This window comes from Actinophytocola sp. (assembly GCF_049647105.1).
Taxonomy (GTDB): domain Bacteria; phylum Actinomycetota; class Actinomycetes; order Mycobacteriales; family Pseudonocardiaceae; genus Actinophytocola.
Genome location: NZ_JBARWZ010000100.1, coordinates 64331 through 84593, shown reverse-complemented (window position 1 = coordinate 84593; position 20263 = coordinate 64331). Strand labels below are relative to the sequence as shown.

Sequence of the window (20263 nt, the reverse complement as noted above, 5' to 3'; positions counted from 1 at the left end):
GACGTAGCGTTTGAGGCAGCGGATGATGTGGCGTTTGGGGAGGCCTTCGGCGGTGCGGCGTTCGAGGTAGGCGCGGGTGCGGGGGCAGTGGCGTAGGCGGACGATGACTATTCGGTAGAGGGCGGCGTTGGCGTGGCGGTCTCCGCCTCGGTTGAGGCGGTGGCGGTCGTTGCGGCCGCTGCTGGCGTTGATGGGGGCGGTGCCGCAGAGGTGCGCGAAGCGTGCTTCGGTGTCGATCCGGTCTGGGTTGTCTCCGGTGGTGGTGAGGAGTTGGGCGGCGGTGTCGGGGCCGACGCCGAACACGGCGGTGGTGGTGGGCAGGACGTGGTTGGTCAGGGTTTTCAGGTCGGTTTTGGCGTCGTTGATCTCGGTGGTGAGGTGTTGGATGCGGCGGGCCAGGCGTTGTAGTGCGGTTTTGGTGGCGGTGGTGGGGTTGGTGTGGTCGGTGCCGGGGCGGAACCGGGCGCAGGTGGTGATCAGGGTTTTGCTGGTCAGGCCGGTCAGGGATTCGCGGAGGGCCGCGGGTGCGGTGACGAGCAGGCTGTCGAGCTGGTTGAGGGCGGCGGTGCGGGATTTGACCGCGCTGGTGAGCACGGCGCGTAGGGCGGTGATGGCCGCGGCGGGACCGGTCCCGGCTTTGGGTGTGGCCTCGGCCCGGCCCGACAGCACGGCGTGGGCGGCGTTGATCGCGTCCTGGGTGTCGGTCTTTCCCTTGCGGCGGCGGGTATGCCGGTCGGGCTGGTTGACCTCCACCACCGGGACACCCTCGGCTGCCAGGTAACGAGCCAGGCCGGCGCCGTAGGAGCTGGTGCCCTCGACACCGACCACGGTGACCGTGCCCCACCCGGCCAGCCAGGCGAACAACGCCGCGTAACCGGCGGAGGTAACGGGAAACGTGCGGGTGCCCAGCACCCGGCCCACACCATCCACCGCGGCGGCGGTATGGGTGTCTTTATGGGTATCGACCCCACCGGTCACCCGGATCGTGTCGACGACGGTGCGCTGATCGGTCATCCTGGTCTCTGCCATCCCATGTCGCTGATCGGATCGGGGTGGCACGCACCAGGCCGGGGGTGGACAACACAGTGACGGGTGTCCTGATGACACAGGCTCCTATCAAGTCACACCCCCTGGCCTGGTGACGTGCACGAACAGAGACCCACACGAAGAGCCGACAGATCTTTCACAAGACAACCCACCACCAACATCAGCAACAGGCGTCAGCATCTTTCCGAGTCAGACCCTCCACGGGTCTCCATCCACACACATCATCATCACTGCGTCTTTCAGGGCGTTGAACGTCCCAGAAGCGGCTTTCGTGGCACCGACCATGCCCCGAGCCCGGCGAGCCTTCTCGTCGTCAGGTCATTTGTCCGCCGAGCCGTTCGGCTCGTTGTCGCCCTGGTCGTCCTGGCCGCCGCCGAACCTGCCCCACACCTTGCCCGCGGCGCCCGACACGGCCTCGCCGACGTCGCTCAGCACCTTGGTGAGCGGGTCGGAGGAGTTCGACCACGACTCCTTGTAGGACCGGCCTGCCGACTTGATGTCGTCCATCATCGACGAGGACGGCTGGTCGTCGGCGCGGCGCAGGTAGTCGCCCGCGAGGATCGCCCGGTACTCCTCGGACGCGGCCCAGCGCTGCAGCTGCGCGGCACGCACGACGGCGAACGGGTGGCTCATGTTCTCGACGGTCATCAGCTTCAGGATGCTGTCGCGGATGTCGTCGACCTCTTCGTACTCCTTGGCCTGCTGCATGAACTCGGGGATGTCGATGTCGGACATCGACGTGCCGCCCGCCATGTAGACGTGCTGGCGCAGCGCGGCGGCCGGGTCCTGCGAGCAGAGCAGGCCCGCGCGGTCGGCGGTCAGCTCGGCCTTGCGATACCACTCCATCAGCGCCGCGATCACCGCACGCAGACCGAGCGCGCCGATCGGCACCCACTGCACGGTGGCCTGCAGCCGCAGCAGCCGCATGAGCAGCGTCCGCAGCACGTTGTGGCCGGAGAGCACGTGCCCGGTCTCGTGTCCGATGACCACGCGCATGCTCTCGAGGTCCAGCGCCTCGACGAGCCCGGTCGTGACCACGATGAACGGCTTGTCGATGCCGATCGCGTACGCGTTGGCGACCGGGTGCCGCGTGACGAACAGGTCGGGGGTGGTGTCCAGGTCGAGCGTCTCCGCGCAGTCGAGCCGCAGGGCGTTGAGCCTCGGGTACTGCTTCTCCCCCACCCGGATCGCCGACGCGACCGCGTAAAGGCGCTCGGCGCGCTCGTTCCACATGCCCGCGACGGCCTTCAGCACCGATGCGACCCCCGGCACGGCACGCAGTGTCGCCATGGCGCCTCGGTCGGCGGGATGCTCGTAGGCCCTCGGGCTGATCCCCCTGAAGCGCACCCGCGTCGATGGTCCTGGCTGTATGTCGTTGTTCTCGGTCACCTTGCGTCTCCCCTCAGTACTGCCGCCACCATAGGCCTCACGACGTGAGCAGCGAGTCGGTTCGCGCGGGGCTAGGGTGGACGCGCCCCCGACGTGATCATCGAACGGAGAACCGATGAGCCTCGAGCGTCCCACCGCTCCGGACCCGTACTCGCTGCTGCCCGCGACCGGTTCGTTCACGGTGACGTCCACGGACGTGACCGACGGTCAGCAGTTGCCGACGAGCGCAGTGCACGACAGCGCGGGTGGGCAGAACACCTCGCCCCGGCTGTCGTGGGAGGGCGCGCCGGACGGCACGAAGAGCTACGTGGTGACGTGCTTCGACCCGGACGCGCCGGTGCCCGGCGGTTTCTGGCACTGGATCGCGGTGAACATCCCCGCCGCCACCACCGAGCTGGCCCCTGGCGCTGGCGCCGACGACGCGAGCCTGCCCGGCGACGCGTTCCACGTGCGCAACGACTTCTCCTCCCGCGACTACGGCGGTTCCGCGCCGCCCCAGGGCGACATGCCGCACCGGTACTACTTCGTGGTGCACGCGGTCGATGTGGAGAAACTGGACGTCGACGAGAACGCCTCCGCCGCGGTCGTGAGCTTCAACCTGGCGTTCCACACGCTGGCGCGAGCCATCGTCACCCCCACCTACCAGCACTGACCCGACCTTCATGGAATCCGCCGGGACCGGTGCGGGTTGAATGACCATGTGACGAACTTCGACCTGGTCATCATCGGCACCGGCTCCGGCAACTCCATCCTCGACGATCGGTTCGCCGACCAGCGCGTCGCGATCATCGAGAAGGGTGTGTTCGGCGGCACCTGCCTCAACGTGGGCTGCATCCCGACCAAGATGTTCGTGCACCCTGCGGACCTGGCCGCCATGCCGGCCGCCGCGGGACGGCTCGGCGTCGACGCCACGCTCGACGGCGTCCGCTGGGCCGACATCCGGGACCGGATCTTCGGCCGGATCGACCCGATCGCCTCGGGTGGCCGGGACTACCGGGCCAACCACCCGGACAACAGGAACGTGACCCTCTACGAGGGCACGGCGCGGTTCACCGGCCCGCGCACGCTGGACGTGGACGGCGAGACCGTCACCGCGGACCGGATCGTGCTCGCCGCGGGCACCCGGGCGGTGCTGCCGGACGTGCCGGGCCTGGACGACATCGGCTACCACACCAGCGACACGGTCATGCGGCTCGAAAAGCTGCCGCGACGCCTGACGATCATCGGCAGCGGGTTCGTGTCCGCGGAGTTCGCGCACGTGTTCTCGTCGTTCGGCGTCGAGGTGACCGTCATCGCCCGGTCGGGTGCGCTGCTTCGGCACGAGGACAACGACATCAGTGCCCGGTTCACGGAAATGGCCGCGAAGAAGTGGGATGTCCGGCTGAACCGGAAGGTGCTGCGCGCGTCGCGCGACGCGGACGGCATCCGGCTCGACCTGGACGGCGACTCGGTGTCGACCGACGTCGTGCTGGTCGCGATCGGCCGGACCCCCAACTCGGACCTGCTGAACCTGCCGGCCGCGGGCATCGAGGTGGCACCGTCTGGGCACGTGGTGGTGGACGAGTTCCAGCGCACGACCGCGGCCGGCGTGTGGGCACTCGGCGACATCAGCTCGCCGTGGGAGCTGAAGCACGTCGCGAACCACGAGGCCCGCGTCGTGCGGCACAACCTGCTGAACCCGGCGGCGCCGATCGAGGCCGACCACCGTTTCGTGCCGCACGCGGTGTTCACCTCGCCGCCGGTGGCGTCGGTGGGGATCACCGAGGAGGAGGCCCGTGCGAAGGGCCTGAGGTACGTCACCGCGAAGCAGGACTACGCGGGCATCGCGTACGGCTGGGCGATGGAGGACACCACCGGGTTCGCGAAGCTGATCGCCGACCCGGCCTCCGGTCAGCTACTGGGCGCGCACATCATCGGCCCGCAGGCGGCGACGGTGATCCAGCCACTGATCCAGGCGATGAGCTTCGGCCTGGACGCCCACACCATGGCCCGTGGCCAGTACTGGATCCACCCGGCGATGCCGGAGCTGGTGGAGAACGCACTGCTGAACCTGCCACTGGACACTACCTCGGATGCCCTCTGACTGTCCTCAATGGTCTGTCGGGCCGCACCCCCTGCCGGACGAGCCACCGGTAGATCCGGCGACCAGCAGTGCTCCCCGCATGCCCATCCTTCCGCGCACCTGCCATCATCGCGGCATGCCCGCCACCCCGGTCACCGCAGTCCTGGTGCACAGCCCGTTCCTCGGCCCGGCGAGCCTACGTCCGCTGGCCGACGCGCTCGCGTCGCTGGGTCACCCGGCGGTACTGCTGGACCTGCGTCCGTCCGTGGTGGCGCCGCCGGTGCACCAGATGCTGCTGGGCGCGTTCGCCGACGCCATGAGCGAGGAGCTGCTCGACGGACCGGTCGTGCTGATCGGGCACAGCGGGGCCGGGCCACTGCTGCCCGCGTTCGCGGACTCGCTGGAGGAGGGCGTGGCGGGGCTGGTGTTCGTGGACGCGGGGCTGCCGACGCCCGGGCGTTCGTGGCGGGAGACGGTGCCCGCGTCGATGTACACGGAGCTGCGGGCCATGTCGCGGGAGGGGCAGCTGCCCAGGTGGCAGCGGTGGTTCCAGCCGGATCCGCTGGAGGAGCTGGTCTCGGATCCCTCGTTGCGGGCCGAGATCGCCGACGAGGCGCCCGAGGTGCCGATCGCGTTCCTCAAGGAGGAGCGTCCGGAGGTCGAGTGGGATGGACCCGCGGGCTACGTGCTGTTGTCGGCGGCGTACGACGCGGAGGTCGAGAAGGCGGAGGCACAGGGCTGGCCGGTCCGCCGTCTGGGGACGCACCACCTCGCGCCCGCGACCGACCCCGGCCCGGTGGCGCACGCCATCCTCGAAGTACTGACCGACCTGCTGTAACCCCGCGAGTCCGCCCACGCGGGGTCAGGGCTGGGTCAGGATCTCCGCGCCGTCGTCGGTGACCACCAGCGTGTGCTCGAACTGGGCGGTCCAGCTCTTGTCCTTCGTGGTGACGGTCCAGCCGTCGGACCAGATGTCGTAGTCGATGCCGCCCAGGGTGATCATCGGCTCGATGGTGAAGGTCATGCCCTTCTCGATGACCGTGTCGACCTTCGGCTCCTCGTAGTGCAGGATCACCAGGCCGCTGTGGAAGGACCTGGCGATGCCGTGGCCGGTGAAGTCCCTGACCACCCCGTAGTCGAACCGCTTGGCGTACGCCTCGATCACGCGGCCGATCACGTTCAGCGCGCGCCCTGGTTTGACCGCCTTGATCGCCCGCATGGTCGCCTCGTGGGTGCGCTCCACCAGCAGGCGCGCCTCCTCGTCGACGTCACCGGCGAGGAAGGTCGCGTTGGTGTCGCCGTGCACGCCGCCGATGAACGCCGTCACGTCGATGTTGACGATGTCGCCGTCCTCGACGCGGGTGGTGTCCGGGATGCCGTGGCAGATCACCTCGTTGAGCGACGTGCAGCACGACTTCGGGAAGTGGCGGTAACCCAGCGTCGACGGGTACGCGTGGTGGTCGAGCAGGAACTCGTGCACCACCGCGTCGATGTCGTCGGTCATCGCGCCGGGCTTGACGGCCTTGCCGCCCTCCTGCAGGGCCTGCGCCGCGATCCGGCCAGCGACCCGCATGGCCTCGATCGTCTCGTCGGTCTGCACCCACGGGTCGGTGTTCCGCGCGGGCGCCGGCTTGTCGACGTACTCCGGCCGCGGGATGGACGACGGGACCTGGCGACGCGGTGACTGGACACCGGGCTTCAGTGGCGCGCGAACGGGCATGCACCCACCCTAAGACAGGCCCGACAGGAACCGGGCCGCGGCTGCCACCGCCTTGCTCGACACCTCCGCGCCCGTGAGCAGCACCGCGAACGCCAGATCGCCGCGGTACCCGACGAACCAGCCGTGCGAGTGCGTCCCGTCGCCGAACTGGGCCGTGCCGGTCTTGCCTGCCAGGCCGGGGAACGCCGCCAGCGCGGGGGTGATCCGGACCATCTCCCGCATCATCCCCCGCACCCCGTCCAGTACCTGCGGTGACACCGGCTCGACCTGCGTGTCCGCCTCCGTCGTGGCGCCGCGCAGCAGCGTCGGCGTCGGCATCGTCCCGGTCGCGACCGTCGACGCCAGCAGCGCCATCCCGAACGGGCTCGCCACCACCTTGCCCTGCCCGAACCCGTCCTCCGCGCGCTCCACCACGTTCGACGCCGGTGGCACCGAGCCGGTCACCGTGGTCGCGCCGGGCATGACGAAGTCCACACCAAGGCCGAACCGCCTGGCGGTCTCGGTCAGCTCCGACGGGCCCATCTGCGTCGCGAGCTGCGCGAACGTCGTGTTGCACGAGAACGCGAACGCACTCGACAACGGGACAGTGCCCTTGTCGAACCTGCCGGAGTTCGGGATCTCCCGGCCATCGATGGTGATCGTCGGCGGGCAGGCGACCGGGGTCGCGCCGGTGACCTTGCCCCCGGCCAGCGCCGCGGCCGCCGTGGCGATCTTGAACGTCGAGCCCGGCGGGTAGCGGCCCATCAGGGCGATCGGGCCCTGCTTGTCGGCGGGCGCGTTCTGTGCGACCGCCAGCACCTCCCCCGTCGAGGGCTGCATCGCGACGATCATCGACGCCGTCGGCTCCGCGTTCACCGCCGCCTGCGCCGCGTTCTGCATCCCGACGCTCAGCGTGGTGGTGGCCGCCTTCGCAGGCTCGGCCGCCTTCGCGTGCAGCTCCTCGGCCTCCGCGCCGGTCGGGTCGGTGGTGATCACCCGCCAGCCCGCCTTGCCGGTCAGGTCGGCCTCGACGACCTCGCGGATGCCGGGCAGCAGCGTCGGCGCGAACGCCTTGTCGTTCGGGAGCAGCCGAGGCGCGGACGTGAACCGCACGCCGGGCAGGTCGTAGATGGCGGGCTTCACCAGGTCGTAGTCGGTCTGTCGCAGTGCGACCACCTGGTAGGGCTGCCCGGCGGGTGTCTTGTTCACGCCATCGAGGATCGACGCCTGCGTGATCGTCGCGTCGAATCCGGTCAGCGCCGTCGCGAGCGCACCGGCGACGGCCGCCACGTTCCCGGCCTTCTCCTTCTCCAGCAGCACGGAGACCACCCGGCTGGGTGCGAGCACGAGGATGCCGTCGCGGTCCAGCATCGGCGCCAGCTCCGGCTGCTGCCCCTGCATGGCGATCGCCTGCTGCTGCGCGAGCTTGGGGTGGATGACCGTCGGGCTCCAGTGGACCTGCCACTTCTCGTCCGACTCACGCAGCTCGAGGTGGCTGTCGTAGGTCCACGTCCTGCCGCCGCCGAGGTCCCAGGTGACCGAGTAGGAGACGTTCGCGGTCGAGGCGCCGTCGGCCCGGTTGACCTCCTCGACCTTCGTCCTCACCGTCTTGGGCTCAAGGGCCTCGCGCACCGAGGCCATCTGGTCCTTCGCGGAGTCCGGCGAGTCGGTCTCCATGGCCGCCGCGGCGAGGTCGCCCTTGGCGAACGCGTCGAGGAAGGCGTTCGCGGTGTCGGCGGGCTCCGGACCCGACATGGCACAACCGATGAGCGGGGTGACGAGGACGAGAACGGCCGCTAGACGGGTGACGCGCACGTCGGCGAGTATGCCGGAAGATCAGAACAGGACGGTGGCGTACTGGCCCACCCTGGTGAAGCCGATCCGTTTGTACGCCGACTGCGCGGCCACGTTGTAGGCGTTCACGTAGAGGCTGGCGGTGCGCCCGAGCCCGCGCACGAGCCGGTCCACGACGGCCGCCGTGCCGGTCGAGCCGAGGCCGTGGCCGCGCCGGTCCGGGCGCACCCACACGCCCTGGATCTGCCCGACCGCCGACGACAGCGCGCCGATCTCCGCCTTGAACACCACGTCGCCGCCCTCGAACCGGGCGAACGCCCGGCCGGCGCCGATCAGCTCGGCGACCCTGGCGCGGTAGCCAGCGCCGCCGTCACCGGCGCGGGGGTCCACGCCGACCTCCTCGATGAACATGTCGATCGCGGCGGGCAGGTAGCGATCCAGCTCGTCGGGGCGGACGGGCCGCACCAGCGGGTCCGGCGGGATGGCCGACACCTTGCCGGTCGACATCAGCGGCTGGTCGTCCCGCACCTCGCGGGCCGGGCCCCAGTCCAGTTCCAGCTCCTGCCACAGCCCCATGACCTGTTCGGCCGGGCCGACGACCGACGAGCACATGCGCCGCCTGCGCATCGCCCGGTCGGCGAACGCACGCAGCGCCGACCGGTTGCCCTGCAAGGGGATCAGGTTCGAGCCCGCGAAGCACAGCGAGTCGAGGCGGCCACCGCGGAACCCGCGTGGCTCGCAGCCCCACAGCTCACCGCCCAGCCGCCACGAATCCATGCCGAGGTTCTCGATTCGGGACGCAACCATGCAGGACGCGACCGGATCCGCCATGAGCATCGCGCGCACGGCCAGCCGATCTCGCTCGTCCAACTGCCGTGCACCTGCAAGCCGCAACACAGGTACCAGCGTGCCAGATGAACGACCGCCAAGACAGTCGAGGGCGGTGTGGCGCCGCGATGAGTTTCGCGCGCGGGGGCAGTCTGACCACCATGGGCAAACTCACGTATGGCATGGGTGTATCGGTGGATGGCTACACCGCCGACGCGCGGGGCGACATCGACTGGTCCGCCCCGGACGAAGAACTGCACCAGTACTGGAACGACGCGGCCAGGGAGATCGCACTGTCGTGCTACGGCCGCCGCCTCTACGAACTGATGTCCGCGTACTGGCCGACCGCCGACGAGGACCCGGACGCCACCCCGCTGATCACCGACTTCGCCCGCATCTGGCGCGACATGCCCAAGGTCGTGTTCTCGCAGAGCCTGGCGTCGGTCGACTGGAACTCCCGCCTGGAACGCGGTGCCGTCGTCGAGGTCGTGACCAGGCTGAAGGCGGAGACCGACGGGGTGCTGGAGGTGGGCGGCGCGACCCTCGCCGCGCCGCTCGTGCGGGCTGGCCTGGTGGACGAGTACCGGATCGCGTTGTCACCGACCGCCGTAGGCGGCGGCACGCCGTACTTCCCCGCGCTGCCGAACCGGATCCCGCTGCGGCTGGTGGAGAACCGCACCTTCCCGAGCGGTGCGGTCCTCCTGCGGTACGAGGCACAGCGCGACTGATCGGACATACCGCCCACGGCAGCGGTTCAGGAGACGGTGACCGTCGGGGCGCCCGTTTCCTCGGTCTCCCCTGCCTCCTCGGCGATGCGCATGGCTTCCTCGATGAGGGTCTCCACGATCTGGTGCTCGGGCACGGTCTTGATGACCTGCCCCTTCACGAAGATCTGCCCCTTGCCATTGCCGGACGCGACACCGAGATCGGCCTCACGAGCCTCCCCGGGCCCGTTCACCACGCACCCCATCACGGCGACCCGCAGCGGCACCTCCATGCCCTCCAGGCCCGCGGTGACCTCGTCGGCCAGCTTGTACACATCCACCTGCGCCCGCCCGCAGGACGGGCACGACACGATCTCCAGCTTGCGCGGCCGCAGGTTCAGCGACTGCAGGATCTGCGCGCCGACCTTGACCTCCTCGACAGGCGGCGCGGACAGCGACACCCGGATCGTGTCACCGATCCCCTGCCGCAGCAGCGCACCGAACGCCACCGCCGACTTGATCGTGCCCTGGAACGCCGGGCCGGCCTCGGTCACGCCGAGGTGCAGCGGGTAGTCGCACTGCTCGGCCAGGATCTCGTACGCACGCACCATGACCACCGGGTCGTTGTGCTTCACCGAGATCTTCAGGTCGTGGAAGTCGTGCTCGGCGAACAGCGACGCCTCCCACAACGCCGACTCCGCCAGCGCCTCCGGAGTCGCCTTGCCGTACTTCTTGAGCAGCCGTGGGTCCAGCGAACCGGCGTTGACCCCGATCCGGATCGGCGTCCCGTGGTCACGAGCGGCGGCCGCGATCTCACGAACCTTGTCGTCGAACTTCTTGATGTTGCCCGGGTTCACCCGCACCGCGGCGCAGCCTGCCTCGATCGCCGCGAACACGTACCTCGGCTGGAAGTGGATGTCGGCGATGACCGGGATCTGCGACTTCGCGGCGATCGCGGGCAGCGCGTCCGCGTCGTCCTGCGACGGGCACGCCACCCGCACGATGTCACAGCCCGCCGCGGTCAGCTCCGCGATCTGCTGCAACGTCGCGTTCACGTCCGCGGTCAGGGTCGTGGTCATCGACTGCACGGAAACCGGGAACTCACTGCCGACGCCGACCTTGCCGACCATCAACTGCCGAGTCTTACGCCGTTCCGCCAGTACCGGCGGCGGGGTGGCCGGCATGCCCAGCATGATGCCTTCGGTCATGGGTTCAGCCTACTGGCCTATTCGAATCGGGTTCACGATGTCCGCTGTGATGGTCAGCAACATGACGGCGCCGCCGATGACGATGAACACCATCGTCACCGCCGACAACTTGGTGTAGTCGACCGGTCCGCCCGCCGGCTTGCCACGGAGTTTGCGCAGCCAGTCGCGGATCCGCTCGTAGAACAGCACCGCGATGTGACCGCCGTCCAGCGGCAGCAGCGGGAGCAGGTTGAACACGCCGACGAAGAAGTTCAGCGTGGCCAGGAGCAGCAGGAACAGCTCCCACACGCCCGCCTCGACCGCGTCGCCGCCGATGATGCTGGCGCCGACGACGCTGACCGGGGTGTCGGGGTCACGCTCGCCGCCGCCGATGGCCTCGATGACCTTCGGGATCTTCTCCGGGAACGCCAGCAGGCCCTGCCACACGCGGACGAACATCTCGCCGGTGAACTCGACCGAGCCGCCGACCGCCGAGGCCGCCGTGTAGTGGTAGATCGGGGTGCTGGTGACGCCGATCGCACCGACCTCGACGAGCTTGTTGTCGTCGGCGCCGACGGTCGAGTCCGGCGCGACGCGCTTCACGGTCGGGATGTCGATGGTGATCGTGCGCTCGACGCCGTCGCGGACGACCACGAAGTCGTGTTCGCCGGACAGCTTCTGCACCCGCGCGACCACGTCCGTCCAGGTCGGGGTGGCCTTGCCGTCGATGCTGACGATCTCGTCGCCCTCGCGCAGCCCGGCGTCACGCGCGGGGGCCGGGTCGCCGGGGCCGCACTCCGCGTAGTCGAACGTCTTCGGGTCCTGGGTGGCCGCTGCGCAGTCGGTGCCGCTGATGACCGGGGTGCCCGCCACGTTCGGCAGGCCCATGGACACGGCCAGGAGGTACAGGATGATGAAGCCGAGGATGAAGTGCGTCACGGACCCGGCGACCATCACGACGAAGCGCTTCCACGTCGGGTAGCGCCACATCGCACGCGGCGCCTCTTCCGGGGTGACCTCGTCGAGTGCGGTCATCCCGGCGATGTCGCAGAAGCCGCCTGCCGGGATCGCCTTCAGGCCGTACTCGGTCTCGCCGCGCCGGAAGGACCAGATCTTCGGTCCGAAGCCGATGAAGTACCGCCGCACCTTCATGCCGAAGGCCTTGGCGGCCCACATGTGCCCGGCCTCGTGCAGCGCCACCGACGCGCAGATCCCGAGTGCGAACAGCACGACCCCAAAGAGCCATGTGAGCAAGTTCCGTCAGTCCTTTCCTACCCCGCCGCGAGCCAGCAGCTCACGGGCGCGGGCGCGGGCCCAGTCCTCAGCCGCGAGCACCTCGTCGACGCTGCCCGGCTCACGGTGCCAGTCGTGCGCGTCGTCGAGGACGTGCTCGACAGTGTCCACAATCGCGGTGAAGGCCGTGTGTTCTTCCACGAAGGCCGCGACGGCTTCCTCGTTCGCGGCGTTGTAGACCGCGGGCAGGCAACCGCCTGCCGTGCCTGCCTGGCGGGCGAGCCGCACGGCGGGGAACGTCTCGTCGTCGAGCGGCTCGAACGTCCACGCGGTCGGCTCGGCGAACGTCACCGGCCTTGTCGCGTCCGGCACCCGCGCAGGCCAGCCCAGCGCCAGCGCGATGGGCAGCCGCATGTCCGGCGGGCTGGCCTGCGCGAGCGTGGAGCCGTCGGTGAAGGTCACCATCGAGTGGATCATCGACTGCGGGTGGACGACCACGTCGATGCGGTCGTACGGGACGCCGAACAGCAGATGCGCCTCGATCAGCTCGAGGCCCTTGTTGACGAGCGTGGCCGAGTTGATCGTGATGACCGGCCCCATGGCCCAGGTCGGGTGCGCCATGGCGTCGGTGACCCCGACCTCGGCGAGGTCCGCGCGCCGCCTGCCGCGGAACGGGCCGCCCGACGCGGTCAGCACCAGCCGCGCCACCTCGTGCGACTCACCGCCGCGCAGGCACTGCGCGATGGCCGAGTGCTCCGAGTCGACCGGCACGATCTGCCCCGGCTTGGCGGCCTTCAGCACCAGCGGACCGCCCGCGATCAGCGACTCCTTGTTCGCGAGCGCGAGCGTGGCGCCCGTGCCGAGGGCGCTGAGCGTCGGCGCGAGGCCCCGGGAGCCGGTGATGGCGTTGAGGACGATGTCGGCGGGCGTGCTCGCGATCAGGTCGGTGACCGCGTCCGGGCCCGCGAGGATGCGCGGCATCTCGAACTCGCCCCGGTCGTAGCCGCGCTTCTGTGCCTCGGCGTAGATCGCGAGCTGCACGTCCTCAGCGGCGGTCGCCTTGGACACGGCGACGGTGCGGACCCGGTGGGTGAGTGCCTGGGCGGCCAGCGCGGCCGGATCCGCGCCACCGGCCGCGACGCCGACGACGTCGAACCTGCCGGGAGCGGCCGCGACGACGTCCAGGGCCTGGACGCCGACCGAGCCCGTGGAGCCCAGTACGAGCACGGTGCGTTCGTTCATCACACTCATTGTCCCCGATGCCCTCGAACACGCCGGTCCGGGGCGTTGTGGGAACATGAGCGCGCGCACGGACGAACGCTGAGGAGGGGACGTGGCAGGCTCACAGCTGGTGAAGCGGCCGAAGAACGAGGTCGACCCGCACGAAGAGCCCTCCGCCGAGTGGGGCTGGCACGGCCGGTTCCCCCGTGGCCGTGAGATCGCGGGCTGGATCACCACGATCTCGATGTTCGCGATGGCCTTCATCGGCAACCACGTCGCCGAGACCGAGCGCCTGTGGCTGCTGGGCATCGGCGCGTTCCTCGCGATCGCCCTGATCTGGTCCCGCGTGCGGCAGCGCACCGCCTGGCAGCGCTGACCCCTTTCGGGGCGTTGAGCCTGAATCCACCGGTTGCGGTTTGCCTCCGGCGGCTCCTCGCCAGAGTCTCTGGGATGGTCAAGGGGCGGTTCCAGCGTGTGGCGCGGGTTTGTGTTGTCGATGCCGTGCGGTGCCACGAAAGCCGCTATCGGGACGTTCAACGCCCTGATAGGCGCTTTCGGGACATCGCGCCTGGCCACCACTGACGGGGACGCCGCTCGCCCGATCCGTTGGTCGGGGCCGCTCTGTCTACTCCTGGTGGGCTCTTCCGGCCGTGATCGCCGCGTGGAAACTGACCCACGCATGCCCGTTCACGGTCAGCATGCCGCCGTCCCGATCTTTGGTGTCGCGGATCACGGTGCCGTCGGCAAGCAACGCGACCTCAACACACGAGCCGTTACTGGCGGAGTAGCTGCTGATGCGCCAGCGGAGCTGGCTGGGGTCCACCCGAACCATCGCAGCCACCTTCTCTCCTCACCTACTCATCGATACTGCTTGACCAGCTTAGCGATCAGCTTGCGGGAGGCGTCAGGGTCTTCCGCGACGATTCGCAACCGTTGGTAGGCGGCGGCGTATTCCTGGATGACCTTGAGGTCTTCGGGATATGTCGCTCCACCGAAGTCGTCCAAGTACAGCATGGTGCCTCGGTCGGGCAGCTTCAGCAGGACGAACCGCGCGCCCGCGATGAACGACTCGTCGTGGTTGGGCGTCGGCCTGGGGCGGAACGGGAGAACCCGGACGGTGACGTTCGGTAGCTCACTGACGTCCAGCAGGTGTTTCAGTTGCGCCGCCATGATCGTGTCGTCGCCGATCACCCGGTGCAGCGTCGCCTCGTGCAGGATGACCTCGACCTGAGCGGGCGGCGGGTCGGTGCGGGTGAGGATGCGCTGGCGACCCATCCGCAGGTCAACGCGCTTGCCGACTTCCTGCGCGCCCGCCAAGGGCGCGCCAGCCTGGAGGATGGCCCGCGCGTAGTCGGCGGTCTGGAACAGGCCGGGTATCGGCTCGTTCTCATACACCGCGATCTCGCTGGCTTCGGCCTCCAGCACGAGGTAGCGGGTGAACCAGTTAGGCGCGGCGTCGCGGTAGCTGGCGCTGCGCCGACGTCGGCCGCGCGGTTTGGGCACCGACGCAAGCCGCAGCGCTTCGGCGGAGTCCGCGTCACTGGCCCCGTAGAGGTCGAGCAACACCGTAACCGTCTCGGGCTGGATCGCCTGCTTGCCGTTCTCGATACGGCTCATGCTGGCGGACGACACCTCGATGTGACGGCGCGCGACATCGGCGGTGAGGTCTGCGCCTTCGCGCAGTTCGCGCAGCAGGATGCCCAGCTGGATCTGAGCTACGACCGGGTCGTCCACGGACATGCCGTACATCCTCCAGGTCGGGGGCCAGGGAGAGCAGCCCGACCCGTGATGACAAGGCGTAATTACCAGATTCATCCGTTTGGACACGCCTTACGACGGAAGTTCCATCGTAAGATACATGGAAGATTCTCAAAGGAGATCCGTTGGATTCCGCTGTTAAGCGGAATCCAACGGCCGCGAAGCGGTGAGACCGCCCGGGAGAGGGTGAATGGGATGACGGAGCGCCTGGACCAGGGCCGAGTGGTCGGCTACACGGACGTCAGTCCCGAATGGTTCGCTCCGCAAGCTCCGCTCACTACGCGTGAACGGGTTGTGCGCGTGCTGCCGGGCTACTTCACGGGCGTGCCGCACGCCGTCGCGGACCCACCCGGTCCAGTCTGGTACTTCCGGGGCGTACCGATCCTGTGGTCGCTGTGTGTCAGGCCGCTCGACGCCACTGGCGAGGCGAGGCGTCGCCCGCACTGCGCGGCCTGCGAGCGGTTGGCGTACCAAATGACGGCCGACGAGGGTGACTGATGACCAGCCCCGGCTGACGCAAAGCCGAAGCACAACCGCCAGCAACCCCAACTGGGAGCGTAATTGCATGACTACAGCCCGACAGATGAATGACCACGAGGTGCCGCCGCCGGAAGCGCTGCGCGCCGCGATGGTCGACCGGCTCCGCGAGATGGGAGCGGTGCGCAGCGACCAGGTCGCCATGGCGATCGGCACGGTGCCCCGCCACCTCTTCGCACCCAATGAGTCGTTGACCGACGCCTACACCGCCACCAGCACCCTGGAGACCAAGCGCGACGAGCAAGGCGTGGCCGTGAGCACGGTGTCGGCCGCCCACATCCAGGCGATGATGCTGGAGCAGGCACAGGTCGAGCCAGGGATGCGGGTACTGGAGATCGGCTCGGGCGGCTACAACGCGGCGCTATTGGCCGAGCTGGTCGGGCCGTCCGGCGAAGTCACCACGGTCGACATCGACCCGGACGTCGTCGACCGCGCCCGTGATTGCCTCCGCGCGGCGGGCTACGAACGGGTGAACGCGGTGCTCGCCGACGCCGAGGAGGGCGTGCCCGCGCACGCACCCTACGACCGTGTGATCGTCACCGCCGGGGCGTGGGACATCCCGCCGGCCTGGTGGGACCAGCTCACCGGCGACGGCCTGATGGTGGTACCGCTGCGGATGCGAGGGCTGACCCGCAACATCGTGTTCGCCCGCGACGGTGATCGGCTTGTCAGCAGGGAGTACGAGCTGAGCACGTTCGTGGCGATGCGCGGAGTCGGAGCCCCCGACGAGCGGCTGCTCCAGCTCGACGGCGACGACGTCAAGCTCCGGCTCGACGGCAACCACCCGGTGGACGTCGAGAGGCTGCGTGCAGCACTGGCCCAGCCGAGGATCGAGGCGTGGTCCGGGATCACCGCCGCGGGCGACGGCCGATTCGACGGTCTGAACCTGTGGTGGGCGCTGCACTTGCCCGAGTTCGCCGTGATCGACGCGAAGAAGACCGCCGTGGAACGTGGGGTCGTCGCCCACGCCTGGCCGCTGGGCGTGCCGGCCGTGGTGGGCGCGGACAGCATCGCCTACCTCGGTCTGCGAGGCGTCACCCCGGACCGTTCGACGTGCGAGTACGGCGTGTACGGGCACGGCCCGAACGCCAGAACGCTCATCGACCGCGCCATCCAGCTCATCAGGTCCTGGGACGGCAGCAGCCTGGATGCACGGTTCACGGCCTACCCGGCAGGCACCCCGGACGACCAGCTCCCAGCGGGGCTGGTCCTGGACAAGCGACACACCCGTGTCGTCCTGTCCTGGCCCGGCCCCGAGGGGCGGGCGGAAGAAGCGGGCAGCACTGAGTGACGCCCGCCGGAAGCACACCACAAGTGAGGAGTTATCGGTGACAGTCCAGATGGACCAGTGGGCGGCGACCCCGATCACTGGCGGCGAGTTCGACCTCGACATCAGCATCGTCGAGTCCGGCCCGGTGATCGACGAGCTGATCCGCCTTACCGACGACAACTGCGGCAGCACCTGCGAGAGCGCCTGCAACTCCTGCCCGTAGGGCGCGGTTGTCCGTCCGGTGTCTGTCCCGGCGACCACCCACGCCGGGACAGACACCCGCCGACGTGATCGTCCAAGAGGCGGTGCGTGCTGTTGACGCTTACGTCGCGTCGGACGTTCTGCGCGATCCTCGATGCCGCGCGAGCATCACCGACTCGAGCCGACGCACGCTCTCCGAGACGATCGACTCATCCGGGCTGCGCCGCGAAACCATGCCCGACGACCTCCGCAACGATCTTCCGGAGTCAGCCAGGTGCAGCGAGACGCACCTGAAACGACATCTCGCCGACCAGACCCGCCTTGATGACGACGACCCGTAGGCATTGCAGACGACCAAGGGCCCGGCCGCCCTTCTTCATGCCTCGGGGTGGTGTCGGATACTGCGGAGGATGGCGTGGGCGAGAGCTTGGCCTCAGGTCCGCGGGAAACTTCTGGCGACAATTTCTACCACCTGGTAGATAATTGTGAGAGCGCTTCCATACTCGCGGGCACAGACAGGGGAGATCTGTCATGAGCAAGGTTTCGGTACAGCTGTACTCCGTCCGTGAGGCGTTCGCCGCTGATCCGGGCGGCACGCTCGCCAGGCTGGCGGGCATCGGGTTCACCCAGGTCGAGCCGTTCGGGCTGGCCGAGAGCGCGGCCGTGCTGCGCTCCGCGCTCGGCGACCACGGGCTGACCGCGCCAACCGCGCACGCCAAGCTGATCGGCGTCGACCAGGACGAGGTGTTCGCCGCCGCCACGGCGTGCGGCGTCCAGACCGTCATCGACCCGTTCGTGCCCGACGAGCAGTGGCGCACCGAGGCCGACGTCGCCGCGACGGCCACCGCACTCAACGCCGCCGCCAAGCGCGCCGCCGACCACGGGCTCACCGTCGGCTATCACAACCACTGGTGGGAGCTGCGGAACAGGTTCGGCGACCGTTCCGCGTTCGAGGTGTTCGCCGGCCTGCTCGACCCGGAGCTGGTGCTCGAGGTCGACACGTACTGGGCCGCCGCGGGTGGGGCCGACGTGCCCGCACTCCTGACCGCGCTGGGCGAGCGGGTCACTGCGCTGCACGTCAAGGACGGCGACCTCGCCACCGACGCGTCCGGCCAGGTGCCCGCCGGGCAGGGCCGCGTCCCGGTCGGCGACGTGCTCGCCGCCGCGCCTGCGGCCCTGCGCGTCATCGAGTTCGACGCCTACGCGGGCGACATCTTCGAAGGGCTCGCCGCGAGCCACACCTACGTCACCGGCATCGCGTGATGAGCGGCGGACCCGTCGGCGTCGGCATCATCGGCGCCGGCGTCATCAGCGACACCTACCTCGAGAACCTCACGTCGTTCCCGGACCTCCGGGTGCTGCGGATCGCCGACCTCGACACCGAACGCGCGGCCGCACAGGCGGCCAAGCACGGCGTCCCGGAGTCCGGCACGACGGCCGAGCTGCTGGCCGACCCCGACGTCGAGCTGGTCGTGAACCTCACGATCCCGGTCGCGCACGTGGAGGTCGGCCTCGCCGCGCTCGACGCAGGCAAGCACGTGTGGGCCGAGAAACCCCTCGCGCTCGACCGCGCGTCCGCCCGCAAGCTGCTCGACCGGGCCCGCGACCAGGGCCTTCGCATGGCGAGCGCACCGGACACCGTGCTCGGCGCAGGCCTGCAGACCGCACGCCGCGTCCTCGACGATGGCCGCATCGGTGAGCCGAGGACCGCGCTCGCGATGTTCCAGACGCCGGGCCCGGAAAGCTGGCACCCGGCGCCGGAGTTCCTGTTCCAGACGGGTGGCGGGCCGCTGCTCGACATGGGCCCGTACTACCTGACCGAGCTGGTGCAGCTGCTCGGCCCGATCCGCCGCGTCACCGGCGCGGGTGGCCGCAACCGCGGGACCAGGGTCATCGGCTCCGGCCCCCGGGCGGGCACGGAGTTCGCGGTCACGGTACCGACGACGATCACCGCGCTGGTCGACTTCGAGCGCGGCGGGTCGGCGCAGGTGGTGCTGAGCTTCGACTCCGCACTGCACCGCACGCTGCTGGAGGTCACCGGCACGCTCGGCGCGGTGGTGGTCCCGGACCCGAACCGGTTCGACGGGCCGACGCTGGTGCACACGCTCGGCAGCACGGAGCTGACCGAGCTGCCCGCCGTCGGCCACGACGCCTCACGCGGCACGGGCGCGCTGGAGCTGGCGCGCGCGATCCGCGCCGGGGTGCCGGAGCGGGCCTCGGGTGAGCTGGCCTACCACGTGCTCGACGCGATGCTCGCCATCGAGGAGTCGATCGCCGCAGGCGAGCCGGTGCCGGTGGAGAGCACGGCCGAGGTGCCACCCGCACTGCCCGCGGACTGGGATCCACACGCCGCCACCCTCTAGAGGGGCTTGACCAGCACGCTGTTCAGGTAATGGCGCAACGCGCCGACGAGGTCGACGTCGTCCGGGGCGGTGAGCCACTGCACCTGCAACCCGTCCATGAGGGCGACGAAGATGAGCGCCGCGGCGGCGGGGTCGACGCCGTCGCGGAGCTCCCCCTGCTCGGCGAGCACCCGGAACGACTCGAACGTGGACTCGCGGGCGAGCCGGTAGTGCCGCACGAAGTAGTCGTGCGCCGGGTGGTCCGCCGCGACGGCCTCCGCCGCGAGCCGCGAGTACAGGTCGACGATCCCGGGATGGGTGACGTTGTGCTCGGCGAGCGCGACGAAGTGCCGCAGCACATCCAGCCCGGGCGGCGCGTCGAGCTGCTCCCGCTTGGCGTCGTCGGCGTCGCGGCGCTCCAGGACGGCGGCGAGCAGGGCCTCCTTGGTCGGGAAGTAGTACAGCAGCCCGGCGTGCGTGATCCCGGCGCGCTTGGCCACCTCACGCAGCGACGAGCCGTGGTACCCGGCCTCCCCGTACACGGTGACGGCCGCCGTGAGGATGTCCTCCCGGCGGATCCGGCCCTTGGGGTAACCCCCGCCCTCGGCGGCTCGCACGCGCCCATCATGCCGGTCAGGGCAGTACCGACCGCACCGCCTCCTCGGTGCGGGCGACCACCGTGGTGCCGTCGTCGGCGGTGATGATCGGGCGCTGGATGAGCTTCGGGTGGGCCGCAAGCGCCTCGATCCACCGCGCCCGGTCGGCGGGGGTGCGGGTCCAGGTCTTCAGGCCGAGCTCCTTGGCGACCGGCTCGGTCGTGCGCGTGATGTCCCACGGCTCGAGGCCGAGGCGCTTCAGGACCGCCGTGAGCTCTGCCATCGTCGGCGGGTCCTCAAGGTAACGGCGCACGGTGTAGCCCGCGCCAGCCGCGTCCAGCACGGACAGCGCGGACCGGCACTTCGAACAGGCGGGGTTGACCCAGATCTCCATC

The 20263-nt window shown here is 69.8% G+C and carries 23 protein-coding genes; 11 read left to right on the top strand and 12 right to left on the bottom strand.

Translation table 11 applies throughout. The features are described 5' to 3' along the window. Both WBA97_RS12760 and WBA97_RS12755 read right to left on the bottom strand, forming a co-directional pair. Positions 1–1014, bottom strand: a 1014-nt coding sequence (locus WBA97_RS12760) for an IS110 family transposase (protein ID WP_424230973.1), incomplete at its 3' end; no start/stop codon positions are given. 351 nt (positions 1015–1365) lie between these two features. Beyond that, a complete protein-coding gene (locus WBA97_RS12755) occupies positions 1366–2436 on the bottom strand; it encodes a M48 family metallopeptidase (RefSeq protein WP_424230972.1) in 1071 nt (356 codons plus the stop codon). Positions 2437–2551: 115 nt separating this feature from the next. Between WBA97_RS12755 and WBA97_RS12750 the strand changes: the two genes are divergently transcribed. The 3 genes from WBA97_RS12750 to WBA97_RS12740 all read left to right on the top strand — a co-directional run bounded on the left by WBA97_RS12750 (position 2552) and on the right by WBA97_RS12740 (position 5336). Then, positions 2552–3088 (top strand): YbhB/YbcL family Raf kinase inhibitor-like protein, encoded by a 537-nt coding sequence (locus tag WBA97_RS12750; RefSeq protein ID WP_424230971.1) that lies wholly within the window; start codon positions 2552–2554, stop codon positions 3086–3088. A 48-nt stretch (positions 3089–3136) separates the two neighbouring features. Then, positions 3137–4519 carry a mycothione reductase gene (locus WBA97_RS12745; RefSeq protein ID WP_424230970.1) on the top strand — a complete coding sequence of 461 codons (1383 nt, stop codon included), beginning with the start codon at positions 3137–3139 and terminating at the stop codon, positions 4517–4519. Between the two features lie 115 nt (positions 4520–4634). Then, positions 4635–5336, top strand: a complete 702-nt coding sequence (locus tag WBA97_RS12740) for a hypothetical protein (protein WP_424230969.1) — start codon at positions 4635–4637, stop codon at positions 5334–5336. A 24-nt stretch (positions 5337–5360) separates the two neighbouring features. On the opposite strand, the gene map is transcribed toward WBA97_RS12740, so the two are convergent. The 3 genes from map to WBA97_RS12725 are packed head-to-tail and all read right to left on the bottom strand — an operon-like array spanning position 5361 to position 8888. Beyond that, the gene (map, locus tag WBA97_RS12735) at positions 5361–6218 is read right to left on the bottom strand and encodes a type I methionyl aminopeptidase (protein ID WP_424230968.1); all 858 of its coding nucleotides are present in this window, start codon (positions 6216–6218) and stop codon (positions 5361–5363) included. A 9-nt stretch (positions 6219–6227) separates the two neighbouring features. Further along, entirely contained in the window at positions 6228–8012 is a 1785-nt protein-coding gene (locus WBA97_RS12730; protein WP_424230967.1) for a penicillin-binding transpeptidase domain-containing protein, read from the bottom strand. A 21-nt stretch (positions 8013–8033) separates the two neighbouring features. Then, complete coding sequence (locus tag WBA97_RS12725; protein ID WP_424230966.1) at positions 8034–8888, bottom strand: GNAT family N-acetyltransferase; 855 nt, start codon at positions 8886–8888, stop codon at positions 8034–8036. Between the two features lie 92 nt (positions 8889–8980). Between WBA97_RS12725 and WBA97_RS12720 the strand changes: the two genes are divergently transcribed. Continuing rightward, a complete protein-coding gene (locus tag WBA97_RS12720) occupies positions 8981–9547 on the top strand; it encodes a dihydrofolate reductase family protein (protein WP_424230965.1) in 567 nt (188 codons plus the stop codon). 26 nt (positions 9548–9573) lie between these two features. Here the strand turns inward: WBA97_RS12720 and ispG are convergent, their stop codons facing one another. Genes ispG through dxr form a run of 3 tightly spaced genes read right to left on the bottom strand, consistent with a single transcriptional unit; the run spans position 9574 to position 13194 of the window. Beyond that, a complete protein-coding gene (ispG, locus tag WBA97_RS12715) occupies positions 9574–10731 on the bottom strand; it encodes a flavodoxin-dependent (E)-4-hydroxy-3-methylbut-2-enyl-diphosphate synthase (protein WP_424230964.1) in 1158 nt (385 codons plus the stop codon). A 9-nt stretch (positions 10732–10740) separates the two neighbouring features. Next, entirely contained in the window at positions 10741–11964 is a 1224-nt protein-coding gene (locus WBA97_RS12710) for a M50 family metallopeptidase (protein WP_424230963.1), read from the bottom strand. A gap of 6 nt (positions 11965–11970) precedes the next feature. After that, the gene (dxr, locus tag WBA97_RS12705) at positions 11971–13194 is read right to left on the bottom strand and encodes a 1-deoxy-D-xylulose-5-phosphate reductoisomerase (protein WP_424230962.1); all 1224 of its coding nucleotides are present in this window, start codon (positions 13192–13194) and stop codon (positions 11971–11973) included. Positions 13195–13276: 82 nt separating this feature from the next. Between dxr and WBA97_RS12700 the strand changes: the two genes are divergently transcribed. Beyond that, positions 13277–13540 carry a DUF2631 domain-containing protein gene (locus WBA97_RS12700; protein WP_424230961.1) on the top strand — a complete coding sequence of 88 codons (264 nt, stop codon included), beginning with the start codon at positions 13277–13279 and terminating at the stop codon, positions 13538–13540. A 249-nt stretch (positions 13541–13789) separates the two neighbouring features. On the opposite strand, the gene WBA97_RS12695 is transcribed toward WBA97_RS12700, so the two are convergent. Next, a complete protein-coding gene (locus WBA97_RS12695) occupies positions 13790–13996 on the bottom strand; it encodes a DUF397 domain-containing protein (protein ID WP_424230978.1) in 207 nt (68 codons plus the stop codon). 26 nt (positions 13997–14022) lie between these two features. Continuing rightward, a complete protein-coding gene (locus WBA97_RS12690; protein ID WP_424230960.1) occupies positions 14023–14904 on the bottom strand; it encodes a helix-turn-helix domain-containing protein in 882 nt (293 codons plus the stop codon). Positions 14905–15117: 213 nt separating this feature from the next. On the opposite strand from WBA97_RS12690, the gene WBA97_RS12685 reads away from it, so the two are divergent. The 6 genes from WBA97_RS12685 (at position 15118) to WBA97_RS12660 (ending at position 19293) form a co-directional block, all read left to right on the top strand. Next, a complete protein-coding gene (locus WBA97_RS12685; protein WP_424230959.1) occupies positions 15118–15420 on the top strand; it encodes a hypothetical protein in 303 nt (100 codons plus the stop codon). Positions 15421–15505: 85 nt separating this feature from the next. Continuing rightward, the gene (gene fxlM, locus WBA97_RS12680; protein ID WP_424230958.1) at positions 15506–16750 is read left to right on the top strand and encodes a methyltransferase, FxLD system; all 1245 of its coding nucleotides are present in this window, start codon (positions 15506–15508) and stop codon (positions 16748–16750) included. A 37-nt stretch (positions 16751–16787) separates the two neighbouring features. Beyond that, the gene (locus tag WBA97_RS12675) at positions 16788–16952 is read left to right on the top strand and encodes an FxLD family lanthipeptide (RefSeq protein WP_424230957.1); all 165 of its coding nucleotides are present in this window, start codon (positions 16788–16790) and stop codon (positions 16950–16952) included. A gap of 64 nt (positions 16953–17016) precedes the next feature. Further along, positions 17017–17271, top strand: coding sequence for a hypothetical protein (locus WBA97_RS12670; protein WP_424230956.1), 255 nt, complete (start codon positions 17017–17019; stop codon positions 17269–17271). Between the two features lie 190 nt (positions 17272–17461). Next, positions 17462–18193, top strand: coding sequence for a sugar phosphate isomerase/epimerase family protein (locus WBA97_RS12665; RefSeq protein ID WP_424230955.1), 732 nt, complete (start codon positions 17462–17464; stop codon positions 18191–18193). After that, positions 18193–19293 carry a Gfo/Idh/MocA family protein gene (locus WBA97_RS12660; protein WP_424230954.1) on the top strand — a complete coding sequence of 367 codons (1101 nt, stop codon included), beginning with the start codon at positions 18193–18195 and terminating at the stop codon, positions 19291–19293. The genes WBA97_RS12665 and WBA97_RS12660 overlap by 1 nt, the downstream gene beginning before the upstream one ends. Here WBA97_RS12660 and WBA97_RS12655 read toward each other — a convergent pair. Then, positions 19290–19889, bottom strand: coding sequence for a TetR/AcrR family transcriptional regulator (locus WBA97_RS12655; protein ID WP_424230953.1), 600 nt, complete (start codon positions 19887–19889; stop codon positions 19290–19292). The two genes, WBA97_RS12660 and WBA97_RS12655, sit on opposite strands and share 4 nt — an antisense overlap. Positions 19890–19905: 16 nt before the next feature. After that, entirely contained in the window at positions 19906–20262 is a 357-nt protein-coding gene (locus tag WBA97_RS12650) for an arsenate reductase family protein (RefSeq protein ID WP_424230952.1), read from the bottom strand. Between the last annotated feature and the right edge of the window lies 1 nt (position 20263).

What these genes read in the sequence shown, in the direction of transcription:
- ispG (WP_424230964.1), bottom strand. Translation starts at nt 10,731, where the DNA reads ATGACCGAAGGCATCATGCTGGGCATGCCGGCCACCCCGCCGCCGGTA.
- WBA97_RS12720 (WP_424230965.1), top strand. Translation starts at nt 8,981, where the DNA reads ATGGGCAAACTCACGTATGGCATGGGTGTATCGGTGGATGGCTACACC.
- map (WP_424230968.1), bottom strand. Translation starts at nt 6,218, where the DNA reads ATGCCCGTTCGCGCGCCACTGAAGCCCGGTGTCCAGTCACCGCGTCGC.
- WBA97_RS12695 (WP_424230978.1), bottom strand. Translation starts at nt 13,996, where the DNA reads ATGGTTCGGGTGGACCCCAGCCAGCTCCGCTGGCGCATCAGCAGCTAC.
- fxlM (WP_424230958.1), top strand. Translation starts at nt 15,506, where the DNA reads ATGAATGACCACGAGGTGCCGCCGCCGGAAGCGCTGCGCGCCGCGATG.
- WBA97_RS12750 (WP_424230971.1), top strand. Translation starts at nt 2,552, where the DNA reads ATGAGCCTCGAGCGTCCCACCGCTCCGGACCCGTACTCGCTGCTGCCC.
- WBA97_RS12690 (WP_424230960.1), bottom strand. Translation starts at nt 14,904, where the DNA reads ATGTCCGTGGACGACCCGGTCGTAGCTCAGATCCAGCTGGGCATCCTG.
- WBA97_RS12665 (WP_424230955.1), top strand. Translation starts at nt 17,462, where the DNA reads ATGAGCAAGGTTTCGGTACAGCTGTACTCCGTCCGTGAGGCGTTCGCC.
- WBA97_RS12650 (WP_424230952.1), bottom strand. Translation starts at nt 20,262, where the DNA reads ATGGAGATCTGGGTCAACCCCGCCTGTTCGAAGTGCCGGTCCGCGCTG.
- dxr (WP_424230962.1), bottom strand. Translation starts at nt 13,194, where the DNA reads ATGAGTGTGATGAACGAACGCACCGTGCTCGTACTGGGCTCCACGGGC.
- WBA97_RS12740 (WP_424230969.1), top strand. Translation starts at nt 4,635, where the DNA reads ATGCCCGCCACCCCGGTCACCGCAGTCCTGGTGCACAGCCCGTTCCTC.
- WBA97_RS12660 (WP_424230954.1), top strand. Translation starts at nt 18,193, where the DNA reads ATGAGCGGCGGACCCGTCGGCGTCGGCATCATCGGCGCCGGCGTCATC.
- WBA97_RS12685 (WP_424230959.1), top strand. Translation starts at nt 15,118, where the DNA reads ATGACGGAGCGCCTGGACCAGGGCCGAGTGGTCGGCTACACGGACGTC.